We start from the raw sequence: 19,685 nt of genomic DNA on the forward strand, positions 1-19,685 counted from the left end.
CTCATGCGCAAGTATTTACCTCTGTTACTGCTGGCCTTTTCCGTACCGGCGCTCGCCCATCCCGGCCACGGGGCCGACAGCTTTCAGGCCGGTTTTCTCCACCCGCTGACCGGGCTCGATCACCTGCTGATGCTCACCGGCGCGGGCGTGCTCTCGGCGCTGAGCGGCCGCAGGCTCCTGCTGCCGTTTGCCACGCTCGGGATGATGCTCGTGGGCGCCATTGCGGGCAGCCTGCTCGGCGGCTTTAGCGGCATGGAGATGCTGATTATCGCCTCGCTGGCGGTCTGCGGCGTGATGATGTTTAAAACGGAAAACCGCCTGCTGCTGGCGGTGCCTGCCCTGGCGATGTTCCACGGCTGGGCGCACGGCGTGGAGATGTCCGGCCACAGCTTCTGGCTCTTCACCAGCGGCTTTATGTTCGCCAGCGCCACGGTGCTGTGCGCCAGCTTCGCGGCGGGGTTACTGCTGCGCCGTCACGACGGCCTGCGTAAAACCTTCGGCGGCGGGCTGATTGTCTCCGCCCTACTGGCGCTGATGAGCTGATGGAGCACGTTCGCCAGCGGCTGCGCCTGATGCAGCTCTCCAGCAGCAGCCTGCCGGTCGGGTCGTTTACCTGGTCGCAGGGGCTGGAGTGGGCCGTTGAGGCGGGCTGGGTCGCGAGCGCCGACGCCTTTAAACGCTGGCAAATTCAGCAGATGGAGCAAGGTTTTTTCTGCGTCGATCTGCCGCTGTTTATTCGTCTGTTTCAGGCCTGTACGCAGAGCGATCTGGCTGCGGCCAAACGCTGGACCGCCTGGCTGCTCGCCTGCCGGGAAACGCGCGAGCTGCGCGAAGAGGAGCGCAACCGTGGGGCGGCTTTTACGCGTCTCATCAAAAGCTGGGAGCCGGACTGCCCGGCAGAATGGCTGGCGCTGAGTATGCAAAGCCAGCTCACCGGCATGGCCTGGCTCGGCGTGCGCTGGGGCATTGACGCGCGCGAGCTGGCGCTGAGCCTCGGCTACAGCTGGATGGAGAGCGCGGTGATGGCGGGCGTTAAGCTGGTACAGTTTGGGCAACAGGCCGCGCAGCAGCTGATTATCGAACTGAGCGACCATTTTGCCGCCGGGCTTGATCGGGCATTTTTGCGCAGTGATGACGAGATCGGCGCGGCGACACCGCTGTCCGCTATCGCCTCCGCGCGCCACGAAACCCAATATTCACGACTATTCCGTTCCTGAGGAGTCAATATGGCTGATTACAAACATCCCCTGCGCGTGGGCGTGGGTGGCCCGGTAGGGTCGGGCAAGACCGCGCTGCTGGAAGCGCTCTGCAAGGCGATGCGCGACACGTACCATCTGGCGGTGGTGACCAACGATATCTACACCAAAGAGGATCAGCGCATCCTGACCGAGGCGGGCGCGCTGGCGCCGGAGCGCATCGTCGGCGTGGAGACGGGCGGCTGCCCGCACACCGCCATCCGCGAAGACGCCTCGATGAACCTGGCGGCGGTGGAAGCGCTCAGCGAGAAGTTCGGCAATCTGGATCTGATCTTCGTGGAAAGCGGCGGGGACAACCTGAGCGCGACGTTTAGCCCCGAGCTGGCGGATCTGACCATTTACGTCATCGACGTGGCCGAGGGGGAAAAAATTCCGCGCAAGGGCGGGCCGGGGATCACAAAATCCGATTTTCTGGTGATCAACAAAACCGATCTCGCGCCGTACGTGGGTGCGTCGCTGGAGGTGATGGAGCGCGATACCAACCGCATGCGCGGCGAGCGTCCGTGGACCTTTACCAACCTGAAGGCGGGGGACGGTTTAGCAACGATTATTGCGTTTCTGGAAGAGAAAGGGATGCTGCGGGTGTAGTGCGGCTTATTGCCCGGTGGCGGCTTCGCCTGACCCGGCCTACGGTTTTTGTAGGCCCGGTAAGCGCAGCGCCACCGGGCAAAAAACTCACGCCTCCGGCAGTTCCGCCAGCGGCCAGCGCGGACGCACGGACACGCTCAGGTCGGACGTTGCGCCCGCGTTCAGGCGCACCATACCCGCGTAGGCGATCATCGCCCCGTTATCGGTACAGAACTCAGGACGGGCATAGAACACCTCCCCGCGACGCTTTTGCATCATCTCGGCGAGCTTAGCGCGCAGCGTGCGGTTAGCGCTCACGCCGCCCGCCATCACCAGGCGCTTAAAGCCGGTCTGATCCAGCGCGCGCTTGCACTTGATCATCAGCGTGTCCACGACCGCATCTTCGAACGCGCGGGCGATATCGGCGCGGGTCTGTTCGCTGTCGTCGTTATTGCGGATCGTATTCGCCGCGAAGGTTTTCAGCCCGGAGAAGCTGAAGTCCAGTCCCGGACGGTCGGTCATCGGACGCGGGAAGACGAAGCGCCCTTCCGTTCCCTGCGCCGCCATTTTCGACAGCATCGGGCCGCCGGGGTAATCCAGCCCCAGCAGCTTGGCGGTTTTGTCGAACGCTTCACCGGCGGCGTCGTCGATCGACTCGCCCAGCAGCGCGTACTTGCCAATGCCCGTTACGCTAATCAGCTGCGTATGGCCGCCGGAGACCAGCAGCGCCACAAACGGGAATTCAGGCGGATTCTCTTCCAGCATCGGTGCCAGAAGATGCCCTTCCATATGGTGAACCGGAATGGCCGGCACATCCCACGCGAACGCCAGCGAACGGCCAACCGTCGCGCCAACCAGCAGCGCACCGACCAGGCCCGGGCCTGCGGTATACGCCACTGCATCAATCTCTTTTGCCGTTAATCCGGCTTCTTTCAGCGCCGCCTGAATCAGGGGAACCGTTTTACGCACGTGGTCACGAGAGGCCAGTTCCGGCACGACGCCGCCGTAGTCAGCGTGCAATTTCACCTGACTATACAGCTGGTTGGCCAGAAGTCCTTTTTCGTCGTCGTAAATGGCGATGCCGGTTTCATCGCAGGATGTTTCAATACCCAGTACACGCATGACTTGTTTTACCTCGTTTCAATACCGCGCAGTGTAGAGCCTGGGCGGGTTGATGTAAAACTTTGTTCGCCCCAGGAAGAAGGCTCGTGTATACTCCTCACCCTTATTAAAGTCCCTTTCAAAATCGCATCGGTGCTTTACAAAGCAGCAGCATTTGCAGTAAAATTCCGCACCATTTTGAAATAAGCTGGCGTTGATGCCAGCGGCAAACCGAATTTATTAAAGGTGAGAGTTACATGCCGGTAATTAAAGTACGTGAAAACGAGCCGTTCGACGTAGCACTGCGTCGCTTCAAACGTTCATGCGAGAAAGCAGGTGTTCTGGCTGAAGTTCGTCGTCGTGAGTTTTATGAAAAACCAACGACCGAACGTAAGCGCGCTAAAGCTTCCGCTGTGAAACGTCACGCGAAGAAACTGGCTCGCGAAAACGCACGCCGTACTCGTCTGTACTAATTGGTTGAGGGCCTCAGCCCTCAATTGACAGACAGAGTAATAGTCGTAAGGCCGTGCTTCCGGAAGGAATGCGCGGCTTGTTTTCGTTTATAAGTCGCTTAACATTTTGGGGCATATGGCCGGAAGAATCCCACGCGTTTTCATCAATGACCTGCTTGCCAGAACCGACATCGTCGATCTCATCGACGCGCGGGTAAAGCTGAAAAAACAGGGCAAGAACTACCATGCGTGCTGTCCGTTCCATAACGAAAAAACCCCCTCCTTCACCGTAAACGGTGAAAAGCAGTTTTACCATTGCTTCGGCTGTGGCGCACACGGTAATGCCGTTGATTTTTTAATGAACTACGACAAGCTCGAGTTCGTTGAAACCGTCGAAGAGCTGGCGGCGATGCATAACCTTGAAGTGCCGTATGAAGCAGGCAGTGGGCCAAGTCAGATCGAGCGCCATCAGCGGCAAACGCTGTATCAACTGATGGATGGCCTGAATTCGTTTTACCAACAGTCTCTTAAGCACTCTGCGGCTGAGCCTGCGCGTCAGTATCTGAACAAGCGCGGACTGAGCGACGATGTCATTGCGCGTTTCGCTATTGGTTACGCCCCGCCCGGCTGGGACAACGTGTTAAAGCGTTTTGGCGGCAATAGCGAAGATCGTAAGTCTCTCATCGATGCAGGCATGCTGGTCACCAACGACCAGGGACGAAGCTACGACCGCTTCCGCGAACGGGTGATGTTCCCGATCCGCGACAAGCGTGGCCGGGTCATTGGTTTTGGTGGTCGCGTGCTGGGTGATGCCCTGCCGAAGTACCTCAACTCCCCGGAAACCGATATTTTCCATAAGGGCCGCCAGCTTTACGGTCTTTATGAGGCGCAGCAGAATAATGCGGAACCTCCGCGTCTTCTGGTCGTCGAAGGCTATATGGACGTCGTGGCACTGGCGCAGTACGACATCAACTACGCGGTTGCGTCGTTAGGGACGTCCACCACCGCCGATCATATTCAACTGCTGTTCAGGGTGACCAACAACGTCATCTGCTGTTACGACGGTGACCGCGCAGGCCGCGACGCCGCCTGGCGAGCGCTGGAAACCGCGCTGCCGTATATGACCGACGGGCGTCAGCTACGCTTTATGTTTCTGCCCGACGGTGAAGACCCGGATACGCTGGTGCGTCAAGAGGGCAAAGCGGCGTTTGAAGCGCGGATGGAGCAGGCTCAGCCGCTCTCCACGTTTTTGTTTAACAGCCTGATGCCGCAGGTCGATTTGAGTACCCCTGACGGGCGCGCGCAGCTCAGCACGCTGGCGCTGCCGTTAATCAGCCAGGTGCCCGGCGAAACGCTGCGCATCTACCTGCGTCAGGAGTTAGGCAACAAGCTCGGCATTCTGGATGACAGCCAGCTTGAACGTTTAATGCCAAAACAGGCTGAAAACGGCACGGTTCGCCCCGCGCCTCAGCTAAAACGCACAACCATGCGTATACTGATAGGGTTGCTGGTACAAAACCCCGAGCTTGCGCCGCAGGTGCCGTCGCTGGCGGGGTTGGACCACGAAAAATTGCCCGGGCTTGGCTTATTTTCAGAGCTGGTCAACACCTGTTTGTCACAACCAGGTCTGACCACCGGACAACTTTTAGAGCATTATCGCGGCACAAAAGAGGCCGCTACCCTTGAAAAATTGTCGATGTGGGACGATATAGCAGATAAGGACATTGCAGAAAAAACGTTCACCGACTCACTCAATCATATGTTTGATTCGATGCTTGAGCTGCGCCAGGAAGAGTTGATAGCTCGCGAGCGCACACACGGTTTAAGCAGCGAAGAACGCCGGGAGCTCTGGATGATTAACCAGGAACTGGCGAAGAAATAAGTCAAAGACAAAGTATTTAACGGCTTAAGTGCCGAATATCGATCGGGAAGCCCCCGGCAGCCGCACTGAGAGGCAGCGGCAAAAATATAAGTACGCCCTCGCTTTAAAGGTTGGCAGCCCCATCGCCGACACCAATCAAACGAATTAAGTGTGGATACCGTCTTATGGAGCAAAACCCGCAGTCACAGCTGAAACTTCTTGTCCAACGTGGTAAGGAGCAAGGCTATCTGACCTATGCCGAGGTCAATGACCATCTGCCGGAAGATATCGTCGATTCAGATCAAATCGAAGACATCATCCAAATGATCAATGACATGGGCATTCAGGTGATGGAAGAAGCACCGGATGCCGATGATCTGTTGCTGGCTGAAACCTCCAACAACACTGACGAAGATGCGGAAGAAGCTGCTGCACAGGTACTGTCCAGCGTGGAATCTGAAATCGGGCGTACCACTGACCCGGTCCGCATGTACATGCGCGAAATGGGTACCGTTGAGCTGTTGACCCGCGAAGGCGAAATTGACATCGCAAAACGCATCGAAGACGGGATCAACCAGGTTCAGTGCTCCGTTGCCGAGTACCCGGAAGCGATTACCTACCTGCTGGAGCAGTACGATCGCGTTGAAGCGGAAGAAGCGCGCCTGTCTGACCTGATCACCGGTTTTGTCGACCCGAACGCTGAAGAAGATATGGCGCCTACCGCCACTCACGTCGGTTCTGAACTGTCTCAGGAAGAGATGGATGACGACGAAGACGAAGATGAGGAAGAGAGCGACGACGACACCGCGGATGATGACAACAGCATCGACCCGGAGCTGGCGCGCGAGAAGTTTGCCGAGCTGCGTACCCAGTACGAAGTGACGCGTGACACCATCAAAGCGAAAGGCCGCAGCCACGCTGCCGCTCAGGAAGAGATCCTGAAGCTGTCTGAAGTGTTCAAACAGTTCCGCCTTGTGCCAAAACAGTTCGACTACCTGGTGAACAGCATGCGCGTGATGATGGATCGCGTGCGCACCCAGGAACGCATCATCATGAAGCTGTGCGTTGAGCAGTGCAAAATGCCGAAGAAGAACTTCATCACCCTCTTCACCGGCAACGAGACCAGCGAAACCTGGTTCAACGCGGCTATCGCGATGAACAAGCCGTGGTCTGAAAAACTGCACGACGTGAAGGACGATGTCCATCGCGGCCTGCAGAAGCTGCAGCAGATTGAAGAAGAGACCGGCCTGACCATCGAGCAGGTCAAAGACATCAACCGTCGTATGTCTATCGGTGAAGCGAAAGCCCGCCGTGCGAAGAAAGAGATGGTTGAAGCGAACTTGCGTCTGGTTATCTCTATCGCCAAGAAATACACCAACCGCGGTCTGCAGTTCCTGGATCTGATTCAGGAAGGCAACATCGGTCTGATGAAAGCGGTAGATAAGTTTGAATACCGTCGTGGTTACAAGTTCTCCACCTACGCAACCTGGTGGATCCGTCAGGCTATTACCCGCTCTATCGCGGATCAGGCGCGCACCATCCGTATTCCGGTGCATATGATTGAGACCATCAACAAGCTCAACCGTATTTCCCGCCAGATGCTGCAGGAGATGGGCCGCGAGCCGACGCCGGAAGAGCTGGCCGAGCGCATGCTGATGCCGGAAGACAAGATCCGTAAAGTGCTGAAGATCGCCAAAGAGCCAATCTCCATGGAAACACCGATCGGTGACGATGAAGATTCGCATCTGGGTGATTTCATCGAGGATACCACCCTCGAGCTGCCGCTGGACTCTGCCACCACCGAGAGCCTGCGTGCCGCAACGCACGACGTTCTGGCTGGCCTGACCGCCCGTGAAGCGAAAGTCCTGCGTATGCGTTTCGGTATCGACATGAACACCGACCACACGCTGGAAGAAGTGGGTAAACAGTTCGACGTTACCCGCGAACGTATCCGTCAGATCGAAGCGAAGGCGCTGCGTAAGCTGCGTCATCCAAGCCGCTCTGAAGTGCTGCGTAGCTTCCTGGACGATTAATCCAGGTAAACAGCAAAAAGCTCCCAATCGGGAGCTTTTTTTTTGTGTATTCCCTCTCCCTGTGGGAGAGGGTCAGGGTGAGGGCAACAAGCCGCAGAAGCCCCTAAAGCCCCCGCACCATCAGCGCCTCATCCAGCTCCCGATACGCCTCTACCAGCTTATCCAACGAGGCCCTGTTCAGCCCGCTCGGATTTGGCAGCACCCACACCTGCGTCACGCCAATCATGATGCTCTGCTTGCCCCACTGCGTTCCACGCTGGCTAAACGCCTGCTCGTAGGCCTGCTTGCCGAGGATGGCCAGCGCGTCGGGCTGATAATCCTCAATCTTCTTAATAAGTTCGCGTCCGCCGCTGCGCAGTTCATGCAGGTTAACCTCACTCGCCTGTACCGTCGGCCGCTCGACCAGCATGGTAATTCCGCAGCGCGTGTCCAGCAGGTGCTGCTCCTCTTCGGGCTTGAGTAACCTGTCGGTAAACCCGGCCTGGTAAATCACCTTCCAGAAGCGGTTGCCCGGATGGGCGAAGTGAAAACCGGTGTGCGCCGAGGACTTGCCCGGGTTAATTCCGCAGAACACCACCCGCAGACCAGGGGCCAGAATGTCGTTGATCATCTTTACTCCCGCTCGATACATCGTTGGGTAAGTATAAAGGATTGATTATGCGTTGTTTATAAAAACAGCAGGCAGGTGTGAATGGCTGGATTGCTGAGGGGAGTTACTTTATAATTCACCGCCACGGCCCCTTAGCTCAGTGGTTAGAGCAGGCGACTCATAATCGCTTGGTCGCTGGTTCAAGTCCAGCAGGGGCCACCAAATTTTAGATTTAGAATCATATAATTAAGCCACTCGATTGAGTGGCTTTTTTTTATTGGCTCTTTAAACGCCCGCTAACCCTGGCCCAGCGAAGCCGTTTGGGCACGCCCGGAGGCACCGGGAGTCGCAATCAAACGCTCTACGGACTCCATCGTCACGAACGTACAGCTGCAGTCTACATTGGTGCACTGGTGATAGCGCTCTTTGGTATTTTCACTTAAATAGCGACTAGTACGCGCATGCGCTGAATGCTTGCACTTAGGACAATGAAACATGAACCCCTCCGGTTAATTCACACTAAGTGAATTAATAATACCCAAAACAAAACCAATAGCAACGATATTACTCACTATCAACAGAAAATTTTTCGTCGGTGACGTTTAGCTCAAGCTTAAGCTGCGTGGTAAATCCTCCCCTGTCGAGGGTATGAACCACCTCATTGATTATCCACGCCTGCTCGTCAATGACGCGTTTAAAACCGTTGACCCGCACCGGCGTTTCGGGGAACAGATCGGCTCGTCCCAGCGCCAGCTGGATGGAAAACCCCACGGTACCGCGCTGCAAGGCACGCCACTTCGCCTCTGCGGCCCTGAGGGCCTGCTCTTCAGAGGCGTAAACGGTCGTGAGTTCGAACACATTCTCCGCCGATCCCACCAGCCTCTCTTGCGGGTGCGCCTCTTTGCCTCCGGCTGCAGATATCGGCGCGGCGGCATCCGGATGCTGTCGCTCCTCTATAGGCTGTCCGCCAGGCTGGCGATTAATACTCAATTGAGTATTTTGCTGTTTTGGCTCTCGCGTTTGCAGCCATTTCGCCGTCACGCCGGAATAAACTTCACGGTCAGCAACGGAAAAAAGGTGCTTATCGCCGTCCCCACGCTCAATCATCATTAAGGGAAGCGGCGCGCCGCTGGCCGTCACGGCGCTGCCCGCTTTCATAAAGATAATTTTCCCGGCCTTGATTGAAACAAAGGCACCATTACGTTCAGCAAGACGGGAGAGGAACGCCGCGTCAGTCTCCTGAGACTGATCGATATGAGCGATAACGATAGAGGATAGCCCCGACGCCACGCGAGCGGTCAGATGGTTACGCTGAGCGATGGTCTCAACTATCGCGCCAATCGTCGCGTCATGCCACGACTGCTCGCGTCGGAGGTTTAGCTTCCCTCGAAAATCTGCGCTGCATCCGCGAATGGTCAGCGTGTCCGGCGCGCCACGAAATTCAATCGCATCTACCGTAAAGTCCCCTTTCGGCTGGAGCGGAGTTCCCTCCCATCCCAGCCATAGGGAGATCCTTGCCCCCCGGGCAGGCAAGTCCAGCAGCCCGTCGGAATCATCCAGTTGAATATCCAGCCGATCGGCTTCCAGCCCGCGTTTGTCGGTCATGGTCAGACTGATAAGGCGCTGGCTGAAATTTCGCGTAATATCGCGATCGTCGAGCTTGAGCATAAAATCAGGGGCGATTTTACCCCCCGCCCGGATATTCATTTCGGTTATCATCCCACCAGCCCTCCAATGCTATTACGCGCGCTCTCCACCAGCTCTGAGGCCTGCGTTCTCAGATCGCCAAACGTTGTCATCAGCGATTCGTCCACGCGCTTCAGATCCAGGGTGAAGTTAATTTTCCGTGCGGTGCCGTCACTGTAAAAATCCGAATGGGTGTGCGTGACTTTCTCAATGATAAACATGCCGTGAATGATGCCGGTACCGTCTATCAACGGCCATGCCCGGCCTTCATTCGCCATCAGCTCAACCGCCTTGAGGGAAAGCCGCCCTCCCGTGAGTTCCGGGTAGAGCACTCCGGAGAGGGTAAAAGCGGTCACGCCTTCGCCAAGGTACTGCCAGGCCTTGGGTTTGCCGATGCGATCGTTGGACGCCCAGCGGTAGTCCTTTGTAAACTGCATTGTCTGATAGGGTAAGGTTCGTCGTTCAAAGACAAACAGACCCAGCACCATTAACATTTTCTCTCTCCTCAACCATACATAAAGCTGGCTTGCCGCTGTCTCGCTTTATCACGCTCGCTGTTCTCGATTTCCTCCCGAATTTGACGCGTCAGATCCGTTGCGGAGGCCGCGCTACCCTGCAGCGTGATGTGATATTCGCTTTTACTCTGATCGACGTAAGATCGTCCTCCCGGCACGAGGGTTGGCTGATAACTCTGGCCGCCGCCATAGATCCCCGCCTCCTGACCAGGCGAACTACCTGCAGAAGAGGACGCCGCGTCTGCTTTTGCCGCCGTGGCGTCGAGATTACCCGACTCGTTTTTGATAATACCCAGCTTCTCCAGCAGCCAGCTGGCCTTGCCGCTCAGGCTGTTAAAGAGATTTAGCGGCGCCATTAGCGCATCGCCCAGCGCCTGCCCAAATATCACGCCAGCGTTTTTACAGCCATCCAGCGTTTCCTGCGTCGCCTTGATCGGCGCAATCAGGTCGGTAAACCATTGCCAGACACCGCCCAGCTTCTCCGAGATCGCGTCAAATACCGTTATCACCGGCGAGAACAGCGCGCCCAGCGGTGCGAAGGCTGTCGAAAGCCCTTCCATTACCCCGCTAAAGAAGGCGCTGATGGGCTCCCAGTATTTGAAAATCAGTAAGGCTCCGGCGGCAATCGCCGCGCCAAGGGCAATCACCGGCCAGCTGAGGGCCCCCAGCACCGTCATGATGGCGCCCCCCACCACGCTGAATACCGTTCCCAACACCCCGGCCGCGGTAATAATCATATTGACGCCCGTCAGCACCGGGGCGACAACCGTACCAATGCCACCCAGTACGCCAGCAAACGTCTGCGCGCCGACAACGATGCCAACAAGGCCCTGCGTCAGCGCAGGGTTGGCATTCACCCACAGGGAGGCCGTGCCAAGCCAGCCGGTTGCGGTTGTTATCAGGCTGCGCAGCGCGCCATCCGCTTTGTCAAAGACATCAATCCTCAGCCCACTCCACGCGGCCTGGAATCGGCTGATATCGCCGTCAAGATTATCGGTCTGTACGGCAGCAACGCGCGCGGCATCGTTCATCCCCTTTTCCGTCGGCGCGCCACGCTGCGCGATGGACTCCTCAAGCCCCCTACCGGCAGCCTCCGCATCGGCCGGGTGATACCCTGGCCGCGTGCTGCTGAGAATATCGGCCGCTTTTGCCACGTCGATATTTCTCGCCAGGCTGAGGTTAATCGCGGGCGCGGTGGCGGCAATAACGCCATCAGCGTCATAGCCTGAACGGGCCAGTTCAATCTGGGCCTGAACGACCTTATCCGCAGGTACGCCGGTGCTGACGCTTATCTCCCTCGCCTGCTGGCGAATGGCCTTAAGCCGGGCGTCGCCCTTCTCCAGACCAAGGCTTGCCTGAACTGCCGACATCTGCTTTTCAAAACTGATGCCAGGGGCCATAAATCGGGACGTCTGAGCAAAGCCCGCTTTGGCCATGCCCAGGCCCGCATTACCCAGCTGATGAACCCGTGCGGCAACGCGTTTCCCAGACTCGTAGCGATTCTGAACGGCACTCAGCCGCTCCTGCTGCTGATTGACGCGGGCCAGCGCATCCCGCTGTCGGTTAAGCTGCTGCGTTTTTTCGCTGATGTGGGTGCGTAAACGACGCTCATCCGACGAGAGCGTGCGCGTGTTCACCCCTGCCTGGGCAAGTTCAGCGCGCTGGCGCTGAACCGAGTAGCGTAAGCTGTTGTACTCAAGCTTAAGGTCTGATGCCGATTTGCGGGCTGCAGACAGCGCATCAGCCTGCGCCTGGGTGGGGTTTTGCGCGTTTTTAAACTGCACCGCCAGCGCCGCTGCCTGCTGTTTCGCCTGGGCAAGCGACTGCTCCGTCACGGTGAGCCGGACGTTTGCTTCCCTGAAGCCGTTAATATTCCCCACCTGCGCATCGAGCGCGCCCAGCGCCGTCTGCGCATCGCGAATATCGCTTTCGAGCGTGATGCTGGCGATGTGGAGAGCGTTAAGCGGTCGGGTTGCCCGGTCGACTGCCTTAAGCAGATCCTGAAGTCTGACATTATTACTCATGGTGGTTTCCGCTTCGCTGCAGCGCTTTTTCGCGCCATAAGAGGAGTTCGGTCACGCTAAGGGGGTAGAGTTCTGACGGCGGCCAGTGGAAAATCACCGCGATATCCGCCATCAGATCGTCGACCGACAGATTTTCGGGAAATTTCAGCGAGCCGAAGCCGGTGACAAAAAACCGATCACCTTACCTGCAAAAGAGAGCAGATCGCAGGCATCCAGGCGCGCGACCTCATGCTCGGTCAGCGCCGGTGAGGTCATCCGCGGCAGCACCTTGATCAGCGCATCGACGTCAGATTGCGCCAGCGACGCTAGCGACACCCCGCGCAGGGTTCCCGCATTGGGTTTTGCGACGGTCACTTTTTCAATTTTTTGCTCACCGCGCACAACGGGGCTATCAAGCGTGACGATATGTAGATTTTCGTTCATGGCGTTCTCGTTGCTCTTTTCCATGTCGTTACTCTTCAGAAAGTTAACTTACCGGCCGGTCATCCCGGCCGGATAAAGGGTTACAGGCCGATGGCCTTACGGTGTTCTGCCAGACGATCGACGCCGTCGACCTTGAGCACCATGTTGATGATGTCGATCTCAATGATCTCTTTGCCATCAATGGTCAGCTGGTAATACGCGCACTCGGTGGACATCTTGGTGGTGCCGCTTTCGCCCTGCTTGTTCTCACCACCATCAAACTCTTTGTGACGGCCGCGCATCACGATTTCGACGGCGGAGATTTCACCGGTATCATCGCGCTGATAGGAGCCGGTAAAGCGCAGCGGCACGCTGTCCGCGCCCGGAGAGGCATACTGCGCCCACAGCGCGACGTCCGGCAGACCGCCAACGGTCCACTCCAGCGCCAGGGCATCATCGTCCAGGCCGAGGTCGACAGAGACCGAGCCCGGCATACCGCCGCCGCGATACTTCTCCAGCTTGCGGGTAAGCTTCGGTAAGGTGACAGACTCAACAACGCCCATGTAGCTCAGGCCATCGTTGAACATATTCAGATACTTAAGTTTGCGTGGTAACGCCATGCTTCAGCTCCTTAGCTGTTAACCGAATCTGACAGGTCTGCCAGATAGGTATCGGTGATGCGCTGGCGCAGGGTCAGATTTTCCAGCGGCGGGACAGGGGTGTAGTCGTAATCGATATACAGTTTCCCCGCTTTCAGGGTTGACGCGTCATTAGACTCGGGGTCATACCAGCAGGAGCCGTCGACGATATAGCCGTTGGTTTTCAGCTCGCGGAACTTGGCATTAATACCGGAAACGATGTCGCGGATAAGCGTTGGCGTGATGGGTTTATCCATCGCCCACGCGTGCGCTTCCGCCATGGTATCGGCCAGCACCTGTGCGGTACGGGTGTAGTTTTCAAAGACGAATAACGGATCGTCAGAGCAGGTACGGTTACCCCAGAACTTGAAGCCGTCGTTGCGAATCAGCGTGGTGACACCGGCCTGGTTGAGCAGGTTCGCATCGGTAGCCTGTTCCTGGAGATCCCAGGAAACCGAAGCGCTGACGCCCGTGACGCCGTTGACGCCCACGTTTGACAGAGTTTTATGCCAGCCCATTGTCTGGTCGATTTTGGCACGCAGGCCAAGCGCGCGGGCGGTTGCCCAGGCCGTCGTTGTTGCGTTCGTAGTGGTATCCCATGCCAGAAAATCAGGGTGGATAACCATCAGCTCGCGCTGGCTGAAGTTTTTGCGATAGGCGATCGCCTCAGAAATGGTTTTACATCCCCATGCGCTGACGTAGCCGAACGCGCGCAGGCTCTGGCACATCGCGGCCAGCGCGGTCGCCACTTCCTGAGAATCCAGCCCCGGCACGCCGAGAATACGCGGCTTAACGCCGGTCACCGTTTGCGCCGTGAGAAGCGCCTTCAGGCCGGTATATTTGCCGTTTTCATCAGTGGTGCCGATGATGTTGGAAACGGTCTGCTGGCGTGCCTCTTCCGGGGTTTCTGCGGTACCTTCGGCCACGCGAACAACAACGACAACCGGTTTGCACTGGTCGGCAATCGCCTGCAAAGAAGCAGACAGCGTCCCCGCCTTGCCGGCTTTCGCAACGGCGTTTTGCACGTTGGTAATGAGCACGGGCTCGTTTAAAGGAAATGTCTTGTCGTCAGCATCGCTGGCCGTACAGACCATGCCGATGATTGCCGTCGAGACGGTGGAAATGGTGCGGGTGCCATCGTTGATTTCGATGACTTCCACGCCGTGGTGATAGTCGCCCATCCGGTTAACTCCTTCGTTTTGTGGTGAGGCTATTTTCTCTTGGGCGGAGGAGGTATGAAACGTAATGCCGTTGGAGGGAGAGCAGCACAACGCACAGTAAGTGGTTGGCCCGCACGGATAAGGTGACGGAGGGTGTTGAACGATCAATCATAAATAATTGATCATCGGTAACAATTATTTATGAGTAAATACTATCGATATCGTTGCGCGATTAACGGGGGAGGGTGAACCATAAGAATATGAGGAATGCCCTACACAAAAAAACGCCCGCGTGGCGCGGGCGTTTTTCTTTATAACAACCAATAACTTAAACAGATTCACACTCAGGATTTTTAGGCCAGTCAGGCGCATTGAGGTTAACAGCAGTCAGTTCAACAACGTATTTTTTTAGGGCTTCCAGGTGTGTTTTTTCTTCCTCAGTGGCAATCCCCAAATCAACCGCAGATTGCAGCGGAAAAGCGCTAACCGCCGCCTCGCGTTGCCTGCTCAAGAGTTCTCTGCGATTAACCGCGAGGGTTTCTTCTGGTGTTATGGCCGGTGCGGTTATAGTGACCCACTCCATCTGTTTACTCTCAACGTTGTAACCGGGAGCACAGTTAACGGGAGCGGCACCAACAAATTTTTCATGCTCTGAATCACTGACCCGGACAAGGTCATCCGGCAGAGCGTTAACCGATTTGTAATAGCGCAGACTTTTTATCGGATAAAAGCCACGTGTTTTATTGCTGAATAATTGACTATGCATAACTAATATCCTGTTACCACAAAAGAGAATGTGCCATCCGTATTGCGCGTGTGCAAATTGAAAGCGTTAGCGCTTATAGCAGTAGCTGACCACCATGAATCCGAATCATTACCACCATTTCCGCTGTATGAACCTGCAATTGCAAGGATCCCATTCGGGAATGATGCCGGTAAATATACCGTTACGTCCGGGTTTGTTCGTGAACTGGAATATACACCACCAATACACTGCATGAAAATCTGCCCATTTCCGTGACGATAATAGGCGGAATAATTTCCAGTAGTTGTTGACCCCGATTGATTTGGGGGCGGGTTATTTGAAGAGTAAACCCGCACTTGACCGCCCGACTCAAAGAGTCCCTGGCCCGCAACAATATTTGCACCATTACTGATTTGCCCCGCCGCGGCTAAAGTTCCACCGCTGTAGATTTGAGCTGGCGCATTAAAACCTCCACTTGCATCAAATCCAAATGTAGCGCCACTACCGTTATCCCCAATAACCTGAATTATTGCAGAACCAAACTCGCCTTTTCCTGAACGTAATATTCCAAAACTTACAGCTGAGCCGTAGCCATGATAGTCAGTTTGTGTCAGCCCTTTAATCAAGGGAAGATATATAGAGATATCCTTTGGCGTTGAATATCGTAATGGAATCAGAAAAGGGGCTGAGTTTGAATACTGTTCAGCAAAACTCCCGGCACCATACCACCCTGAAGAACCAGCGGGATTTGTCTGATAAAAACTTGCGCCACTTACTGCCCCAGGCACTTCCAGAGTTCCGGCAGAATTAATATTAATTACCGGACCTTCCCCTGCCCGCAGGTGTAACACCTTATCATCAGAGGCGTAAACCAGCCCCATTTCTTTGCCATTCTGGTCATTAAACCAAAGGTGTTTATTACCCGCCCCATGGATGGAAACACTATTTTGGTTTAACCTTATACCACCGTTCAGCGCTTTGATATCACCCGGAACAGTGATGGTCTGGTCGTCCGTATCAAATTGTACTCCACGGAAATAACGCCAACTTATGGTAGCCCCGTCATCTTCACGAATCGCGAGAATCTGATTTGATTTTGAATAATTAACAAATTGTATTAAAGGCCTGTTTACCCGCCCTCCCTGGACAGGACCAGTGGCACACAGGATATGTATGTAATAATAATCTTGTGTCAAAAAGGGCGGATTATTAGTTGAATAACGCGCATCAATGAATAACGACTCACCAACAACAAATGGATAGGTAGCAAAATCAATCGGGCCTTGATATGCGTTGGATTTGAAAATCCCTTTATAACCTATCGGAATTAATTCTCCAGAAGCACTATCTGCGACGTTTCTATGTGCGGCTTCGCCGAGGCTGTTTTTAAGCGTTTTAACATCATCGCTGACGGTCTTCACTGCCTTTGGCGTGGCAGCGAGCGTCTCAGACGCGTTGTCGGTGGCACTATTGAGCAGGACGATACCCTTTTGAGTCGTGGTAGCGTCCTGAGCCGTGTATTTCCCGTTTGCAAGGTCATACACTGTTTTGACTGCTTTCGGCGTTGCCGCGAGCGTCTCAGAGGTGCTGTCGGTCGCGCTACTAAGCTGAGTAAACCCTTTAGCCGTTAGCGTCGCATCAGGATGGTGACGAGATTGCTCATGCTCTTCAAGCTTCTCGTCAACGTACTCCTGGGTCGCCATTACCATGGACGTATCAATCGACAGCTCGACCGAGGCGATATCACTGACCATGATCACCATACGCACGGTCTGCGCACGGCCCGATCCCTCCTCGAGCAATGGTTTATAACTTTCCGCCATGTTACCGACGGCAATCAGCGTGCCGGTGTCATCGTAAAGCCCCATTTCACGCATCCAGAAACCGCCCGCTTCGGGAGGAATAAGCAGCTCCGCGATTACATAGTTCAGCTTTTTATTGTCCTGGCTGATTTTATTCAGCCCATGGCGCCAGACCTCATTAACCAGCGCCGTCTGCCCGGCATCAGGCACCGGCAATGTGCCGCCACCGTCACCCACGGCCATCGCCGTAAAATTGACTTTCTTGCCGTTCGGGACGGTCGCGGCAGCCAGTTTTTCGGCACCGGCTTTGGTGATAACCGTTTTATATTTCACTGTCATTGTGCTCTCACTTATCCGGGATAAACCGTGATGATGTCGCCGTCATAGCTCAGGGCACCGGTATAGAGATAACCCGGTATGTCCTGGATGATATTCAGGCCAATAAGGTGGCGGCTGGCAGGCTTCGCGTCGGCGATGAGCCTCTCCATTTCGTAATACATTTCCTCGGTGATGCCCGTGTCTAAGACGCCGATATCAAGGCGGAAGGTGCCGGGCGGATCGTTGGTTTGCCACCATTCGGTGACGTTGATCAGATAGCCGAGCGGCTCCACCACGCGGCGCACGGCGCCTATCGTTCCCTTGTGGGCATGAATAAACCACGCGGCGCGAATCACATCCCGCTTGGTGGCTTCCGGCCAGTTCTCATCCCAGCGATCAACCGAAAACGCCCACGCCAGCCAGGGCAGCAGATTCGCCGGGCAGGTGTCCGCACTCCAGAGATGCCGCAGCGGAACGGGCGTATTTTCGATCTCCGCACAGGCCCGCGCCGCAGCGACCTCAAGCGACGATGAGCCAACCGGTAAAAGGCGGGCATTACTCATCGTTACCCCCCACGGTTACGCTGTAGTGGCTGCACCATGAGGCCTGCGTTTCATCAAGCACGATGTCAGCCGCGGGGGCGGTGAGCTCCACGCGCTGCACGCCTTCAACGTGAAGGGCTGCATAAATGGCGGACTTGCGAATATCGCGCCCAAGCCGATGCTGAGCCGTGATGTAGGCCTGCAGCCGGGCCCTTGCCGCGTTAAGTACCGGCTCACTTTCAGGGCCGGGAAAAAGGAAAAGCGAGGCTTCTATGCTGTAGTCGACAATGCTGGCCGACTGGACGGTGACGCGGTCGGCAACGGGTCTGACGTCCTCATCGTTCAGCGCATTGCGAACCACGGCGAGCAGTTCTTCGGACGCCACGCCGTTATTCTCTCGGGAGAGCACGGAGATCGTCACGTTGGCCGGCAGTGGGCTGGTCACAGAAATATCCGCCACGCGGCCATCAGCGCTGCGGCCGTGGAACTGATACGCGCCCGTCGAACCGGCGACGCTCAGCCCCTCCGGCGCCTGCTGGATCCGCAAGCGAAAATCGGTATCGGACTCCATTACAGCCGGGGTCGGCGGAAGCGTGGTGTCGTCTGCAGGGGTAATGACCAGGCGCGCAAGGTTAGCGTTGGCCCCAATCTGGTCCAGATCGCTGCCCGCGGCATAGGCCAACATCACCGCACGCGCGGCCTCGTTAACCCGCTGGCGCCAGATAACTTCCCGGTAGGCGTTCTCCTGCAGGAGCTTCACAATCGGCTCGGATTCCAGGGTCAGCGTCCGTGCAATCGCTTCTCGCTCCTCTTCCGGAAAGAGCGAGACAAAGGTGGCCTTTCGTTCTGCCAACAGCGTTTCATAATCCACCTCCTCCACGACATCAGGCGCGGCGAGCTGGCTCAGATCAACAATAGCCATAGCGTTTAACTCAGTGAAATGGTGATAGAAAAGGAGTGTCCGGAGGTCGGGCGCGTGCCGGTAATATCGACATACAACGTCCCGTCGTTCTCCGAACGTTCGAAAGTGATGGCCGTCAGGCTTATCCGCGGCTCCCATTTCTGGATGGCGGAATAGCATGCGGCCATGATCTGCAGGCGCAGCGCCGGGCTCTGTGGCCTGTCGATCATCGCCGCCAGCAGCGAGCCGTAATCACGCCGCATGACCCGCGATCCAATCGGCGTGACCAGAATGTCGCGCACGCTTTGCCGGATATGTTCAGCCTCCGAAAGGCTCAGCCCGGTCTGCCTGTTCATTCCTCTGTAACGCACCGTCATTGTGTCCCCTTAGTCCAGCTTCCGCCGCTTTGCACACCGCCGTGCGCATGGTTGTCCACCTGCACCCCGTTGGAGGTGAATTTACCGCCGGAGTGCTCAATGTCTCCGGCCATCACGCCACCCTTCTGCACTTCAAGAGAGGCCGTGATTAATCTGTTGGTACACACCACTTCAGGCGTATCCAGCGTGATGCGGGACGTTGCCGTCACCCGCACCTCCGGCACGGTGGCGGTCAGCGATTCAGAGGCGGTAATGTCGGCCGATTTAATGCCTGAAACCGTCAGCGCCCCGCGCCCGGGCTCGTACTCGATCACCGCGCCGTCAGGAAACGCGACGTGAAACGCGTCAGGCGACCCGGACGGCGCCGGATGGTCGTCCGAGAAAATGCCCGGCAGCACGAAAGCGGTATCCAGCTCGCCGCCGATGGCCAGCAGCAGTACCTGTTCTCCCTCGGAAGGGGCCCACCACACGCGCGAACGTCCCGCACGACAGGTTAGCCAGTTCAGCCAGGTGGTTTTCATCCCGCCGGTCTGGACACGACAAAGCCCTCTGCTGAGGTCAACGTCAGTCACAACACCGATACGAATCAGATTGCGGATCGCGCGAGCGATACCGTTCATGGAAGTTAATGTATTCATGAGAAGAGAATGCCGTTCAGGAGGAACGGCAGCAACGAGGCGGGGTTTTCTGCGGGATGATACAACAAGCGGCCAGGA

The 19,685-nt window shown here is 56.4% G+C and carries 22 protein-coding genes and 1 tRNA gene; 7 read left to right on the plus strand and 16 right to left on the minus strand.

The annotated features are described in order from the left end of the window. Window positions 1-3: 3 nt before the first annotated feature. The 3 genes from L6R44_RS07600 to ureG are packed head-to-tail and all read left to right on the plus strand — an operon-like array spanning window position 4 to window position 1,844. Entirely contained in the window at window positions 4-543 is a 540-nt protein-coding gene (locus L6R44_RS07600) for a HupE/UreJ family protein (protein WP_237423748.1), read from the plus strand. Next, window positions 543-1,217 carry an urease accessory protein UreF gene (locus L6R44_RS07605; protein WP_237423749.1) on the plus strand — a complete coding sequence of 225 codons (675 nt, stop codon included), beginning with the start codon at window positions 543-545 and terminating at the stop codon, window positions 1,215-1,217. Before L6R44_RS07600 ends, L6R44_RS07605 begins: the two co-directional genes overlap by 1 nt. 9 nt (window positions 1,218-1,226) lie before the next feature. Further along, complete coding sequence (gene ureG, locus L6R44_RS07610) at window positions 1,227-1,844, plus strand: urease accessory protein UreG (protein WP_024906473.1); 618 nt, start codon at window positions 1,227-1,229, stop codon at window positions 1,842-1,844. Between the two features lie 87 nt (window positions 1,845-1,931). Here the strand turns inward: ureG and tsaD are convergent, their stop codons facing one another. After that, the gene (gene tsaD, locus L6R44_RS07615; protein ID WP_237423750.1) at window positions 1,932-2,945 is read right to left on the minus strand and encodes a tRNA (adenosine(37)-N6)-threonylcarbamoyltransferase complex transferase subunit TsaD; all 1,014 of its coding nucleotides are present in this window, start codon (window positions 2,943-2,945) and stop codon (window positions 1,932-1,934) included. Window positions 2,946-3,181: 236 nt separating this feature from the next. Here tsaD and rpsU point away from each other — a divergent pair, with 236 nt between their 5' ends. The 3 genes from rpsU to rpoD all read left to right on the plus strand — a co-directional run bounded on the left by rpsU (window position 3,182) and on the right by rpoD (window position 7,270). Next, window positions 3,182-3,397: a 30S ribosomal protein S21 gene (gene rpsU, locus L6R44_RS07620; RefSeq protein WP_001144069.1), complete on the plus strand. Its 216-nt coding sequence runs from the start codon at window positions 3,182-3,184 to the stop codon at window positions 3,395-3,397. Window positions 3,398-3,512: 115 nt separating this feature from the next. Then, the gene (gene dnaG / locus L6R44_RS07625) at window positions 3,513-5,258 is read left to right on the plus strand and encodes a DNA primase (RefSeq protein ID WP_237423751.1); all 1,746 of its coding nucleotides are present in this window, start codon (window positions 3,513-3,515) and stop codon (window positions 5,256-5,258) included. A 164-nt stretch (window positions 5,259-5,422) separates the two neighbouring features. Further along, window positions 5,423-7,270: an RNA polymerase sigma factor RpoD gene (rpoD, locus tag L6R44_RS07630; protein ID WP_032642138.1), complete on the plus strand. Its 1,848-nt coding sequence runs from the start codon at window positions 5,423-5,425 to the stop codon at window positions 7,268-7,270. A gap of 103 nt (window positions 7,271-7,373) precedes the next feature. Here rpoD and mug read toward each other — a convergent pair whose 3' ends face one another. Beyond that, window positions 7,374-7,880, minus strand: coding sequence for a G/U mismatch-specific DNA glycosylase (gene mug / locus L6R44_RS07635; RefSeq protein WP_032642140.1), 507 nt, complete (start codon window positions 7,878-7,880; stop codon window positions 7,374-7,376). A 125-nt stretch (window positions 7,881-8,005) separates the two neighbouring features. Here mug and L6R44_RS07640 point away from each other — a divergent pair. Beyond that, window positions 8,006-8,081 (plus strand) — tRNA-Ile (locus tag L6R44_RS07640). Between the two features lie 74 nt (window positions 8,082-8,155). Here L6R44_RS07640 and L6R44_RS07645 read toward each other — a convergent pair. From L6R44_RS07645 to L6R44_RS07710, 14 genes are all read right to left on the minus strand, one after another. Further along, window positions 8,156-8,356 (minus strand): ogr/Delta-like zinc finger family protein, encoded by a 201-nt coding sequence (locus L6R44_RS07645; RefSeq protein WP_237423752.1) that lies wholly within the window; start codon window positions 8,354-8,356, stop codon window positions 8,156-8,158. Between the two features lie 67 nt (window positions 8,357-8,423). Beyond that, the gene (locus L6R44_RS07650; RefSeq protein WP_237423753.1) at window positions 8,424-9,578 is read right to left on the minus strand and encodes a phage late control D family protein; all 1,155 of its coding nucleotides are present in this window, start codon (window positions 9,576-9,578) and stop codon (window positions 8,424-8,426) included. Continuing rightward, a complete protein-coding gene (locus tag L6R44_RS07655; RefSeq protein WP_237423754.1) occupies window positions 9,575-10,039 on the minus strand; it encodes a phage tail protein in 465 nt (154 codons plus the stop codon). The genes L6R44_RS07650 and L6R44_RS07655 overlap by 4 nt, the downstream gene beginning before the upstream one ends. Window positions 10,040-10,050: 11 nt before the next feature. Beyond that, complete coding sequence (locus L6R44_RS07660; RefSeq protein WP_237423755.1) at window positions 10,051-12,084, minus strand: phage tail tape measure protein; 2,034 nt, start codon at window positions 12,082-12,084, stop codon at window positions 10,051-10,053. Next, on the minus strand, window positions 12,077-12,196 hold the full coding sequence (locus L6R44_RS07665; protein ID WP_151347832.1) for a GpE family phage tail protein: 120 nt from the start codon (window positions 12,194-12,196) through the stop codon (window positions 12,077-12,079). The genes L6R44_RS07660 and L6R44_RS07665 overlap by 8 nt, the downstream gene beginning before the upstream one ends. Before the next feature lie 32 nt (window positions 12,197-12,228). Beyond that, entirely contained in the window at window positions 12,229-12,531 is a 303-nt protein-coding gene (locus tag L6R44_RS07670; protein WP_237423756.1) for a phage tail assembly protein, read from the minus strand. A gap of 56 nt (window positions 12,532-12,587) precedes the next feature. Further along, window positions 12,588-13,106, minus strand: a complete 519-nt coding sequence (locus tag L6R44_RS07675; protein WP_045329926.1) for a phage major tail tube protein — start codon at window positions 13,104-13,106, stop codon at window positions 12,588-12,590. An 11-nt stretch (window positions 13,107-13,117) separates the two neighbouring features. Next, window positions 13,118-14,305: a phage tail sheath protein gene (locus L6R44_RS07680; RefSeq protein WP_237423757.1), complete on the minus strand. Its 1,188-nt coding sequence runs from the start codon at window positions 14,303-14,305 to the stop codon at window positions 13,118-13,120. A gap of 307 nt (window positions 14,306-14,612) precedes the next feature. Continuing rightward, window positions 14,613-15,050 (minus strand): tail fiber assembly protein, encoded by a 438-nt coding sequence (locus tag L6R44_RS07685; RefSeq protein ID WP_237423758.1) that lies wholly within the window; start codon window positions 15,048-15,050, stop codon window positions 14,613-14,615. Between the two features lie 2 nt (window positions 15,051-15,052). Beyond that, entirely contained in the window at window positions 15,053-17,170 is a 2,118-nt protein-coding gene (locus L6R44_RS07690; protein ID WP_237423759.1) for a phage tail protein, read from the minus strand. An 11-nt stretch (window positions 17,171-17,181) separates the two neighbouring features. Continuing rightward, a complete protein-coding gene (locus L6R44_RS07695) occupies window positions 17,182-17,712 on the minus strand; it encodes a phage tail protein I (protein WP_237423760.1) in 531 nt (176 codons plus the stop codon). Further along, on the minus strand, window positions 17,705-18,613 hold the full coding sequence (locus tag L6R44_RS07700; protein WP_237423761.1) for a baseplate assembly protein: 909 nt from the start codon (window positions 18,611-18,613) through the stop codon (window positions 17,705-17,707). The genes L6R44_RS07695 and L6R44_RS07700 overlap by 8 nt, the downstream gene beginning before the upstream one ends. Before the next feature lie 5 nt (window positions 18,614-18,618). Further along, on the minus strand, window positions 18,619-18,969 hold the full coding sequence (locus tag L6R44_RS07705) for a GPW/gp25 family protein (protein WP_237423762.1): 351 nt from the start codon (window positions 18,967-18,969) through the stop codon (window positions 18,619-18,621). Further along, a complete protein-coding gene (locus L6R44_RS07710) occupies window positions 18,966-19,607 on the minus strand; it encodes a phage baseplate assembly protein V (protein ID WP_237423763.1) in 642 nt (213 codons plus the stop codon). The genes L6R44_RS07705 and L6R44_RS07710 overlap by 4 nt, the downstream gene beginning before the upstream one ends. Window positions 19,608-19,685 lie beyond the last annotated feature (78 nt).

The organism is Enterobacter cloacae complex sp. ECC445, from assembly GCF_021892025.1.
GTDB lineage: Bacteria > Pseudomonadota > Gammaproteobacteria > Enterobacterales > Enterobacteriaceae > Enterobacter > Enterobacter chengduensis.

Coding starts and splice junctions, on each gene's coding strand:
- L6R44_RS07600 (WP_237423748.1), top strand. CDS start 4: ATGCGCAAGTATTTACCTCTGTTACTGCTGGCCTTTTCCGTACCGGCG.
- L6R44_RS07605 (WP_237423749.1), top strand. CDS start 543: ATGGAGCACGTTCGCCAGCGGCTGCGCCTGATGCAGCTCTCCAGCAGC.
- ureG (WP_024906473.1), top strand. CDS start 1,227: ATGGCTGATTACAAACATCCCCTGCGCGTGGGCGTGGGTGGCCCGGTA.
- tsaD (WP_237423750.1), bottom strand. CDS start 2,945: ATGCGTGTACTGGGTATTGAAACATCCTGCGATGAAACCGGCATCGCC.
- rpsU (WP_001144069.1), top strand. CDS start 3,182: ATGCCGGTAATTAAAGTACGTGAAAACGAGCCGTTCGACGTAGCACTG.
- dnaG (WP_237423751.1), top strand. CDS start 3,513: ATGGCCGGAAGAATCCCACGCGTTTTCATCAATGACCTGCTTGCCAGA.
- rpoD (WP_032642138.1), top strand. CDS start 5,423: ATGGAGCAAAACCCGCAGTCACAGCTGAAACTTCTTGTCCAACGTGGT.
- mug (WP_032642140.1), bottom strand. CDS start 7,880: ATGATCAACGACATTCTGGCCCCTGGTCTGCGGGTGGTGTTCTGCGGA.
- L6R44_RS07645 (WP_237423752.1), bottom strand. CDS start 8,356: ATGTTTCATTGTCCTAAGTGCAAGCATTCAGCGCATGCGCGTACTAGT.
- L6R44_RS07650 (WP_237423753.1), bottom strand. CDS start 9,578: ATGATAACCGAAATGAATATCCGGGCGGGGGGTAAAATCGCCCCTGAT.
- L6R44_RS07655 (WP_237423754.1), bottom strand. CDS start 10,039: ATGTTAATGGTGCTGGGTCTGTTTGTCTTTGAACGACGAACCTTACCC.
- L6R44_RS07660 (WP_237423755.1), bottom strand. CDS start 12,084: ATGAGTAATAATGTCAGACTTCAGGATCTGCTTAAGGCAGTCGACCGG.
- L6R44_RS07665 (WP_151347832.1), bottom strand. CDS start 12,196: ATGGCGGATATCGCGGTGATTTTCCACTGGCCGCCGTCAGAACTCTAC.
- L6R44_RS07670 (WP_237423756.1), bottom strand. CDS start 12,531: ATGGAAAAGAGCAACGAGAACGCCATGAACGAAAATCTACATATCGTC.
- L6R44_RS07675 (WP_045329926.1), bottom strand. CDS start 13,106: ATGGCGTTACCACGCAAACTTAAGTATCTGAATATGTTCAACGATGGC.
- L6R44_RS07680 (WP_237423757.1), bottom strand. CDS start 14,305: ATGGGCGACTATCACCACGGCGTGGAAGTCATCGAAATCAACGATGGC.
- L6R44_RS07685 (WP_237423758.1), bottom strand. CDS start 15,050: ATGCATAGTCAATTATTCAGCAATAAAACACGTGGCTTTTATCCGATA.
- L6R44_RS07690 (WP_237423759.1), bottom strand. CDS start 17,170: ATGACAGTGAAATATAAAACGGTTATCACCAAAGCCGGTGCCGAAAAA.
- L6R44_RS07695 (WP_237423760.1), bottom strand. CDS start 17,712: ATGAGTAATGCCCGCCTTTTACCGGTTGGCTCATCGTCGCTTGAGGTC.
- L6R44_RS07700 (WP_237423761.1), bottom strand. CDS start 18,613: ATGGCTATTGTTGATCTGAGCCAGCTCGCCGCGCCTGATGTCGTGGAG.
- L6R44_RS07705 (WP_237423762.1), bottom strand. CDS start 18,969: ATGACGGTGCGTTACAGAGGAATGAACAGGCAGACCGGGCTGAGCCTT.
- L6R44_RS07710 (WP_237423763.1), bottom strand. CDS start 19,607: ATGAATACATTAACTTCCATGAACGGTATCGCTCGCGCGATCCGCAAT.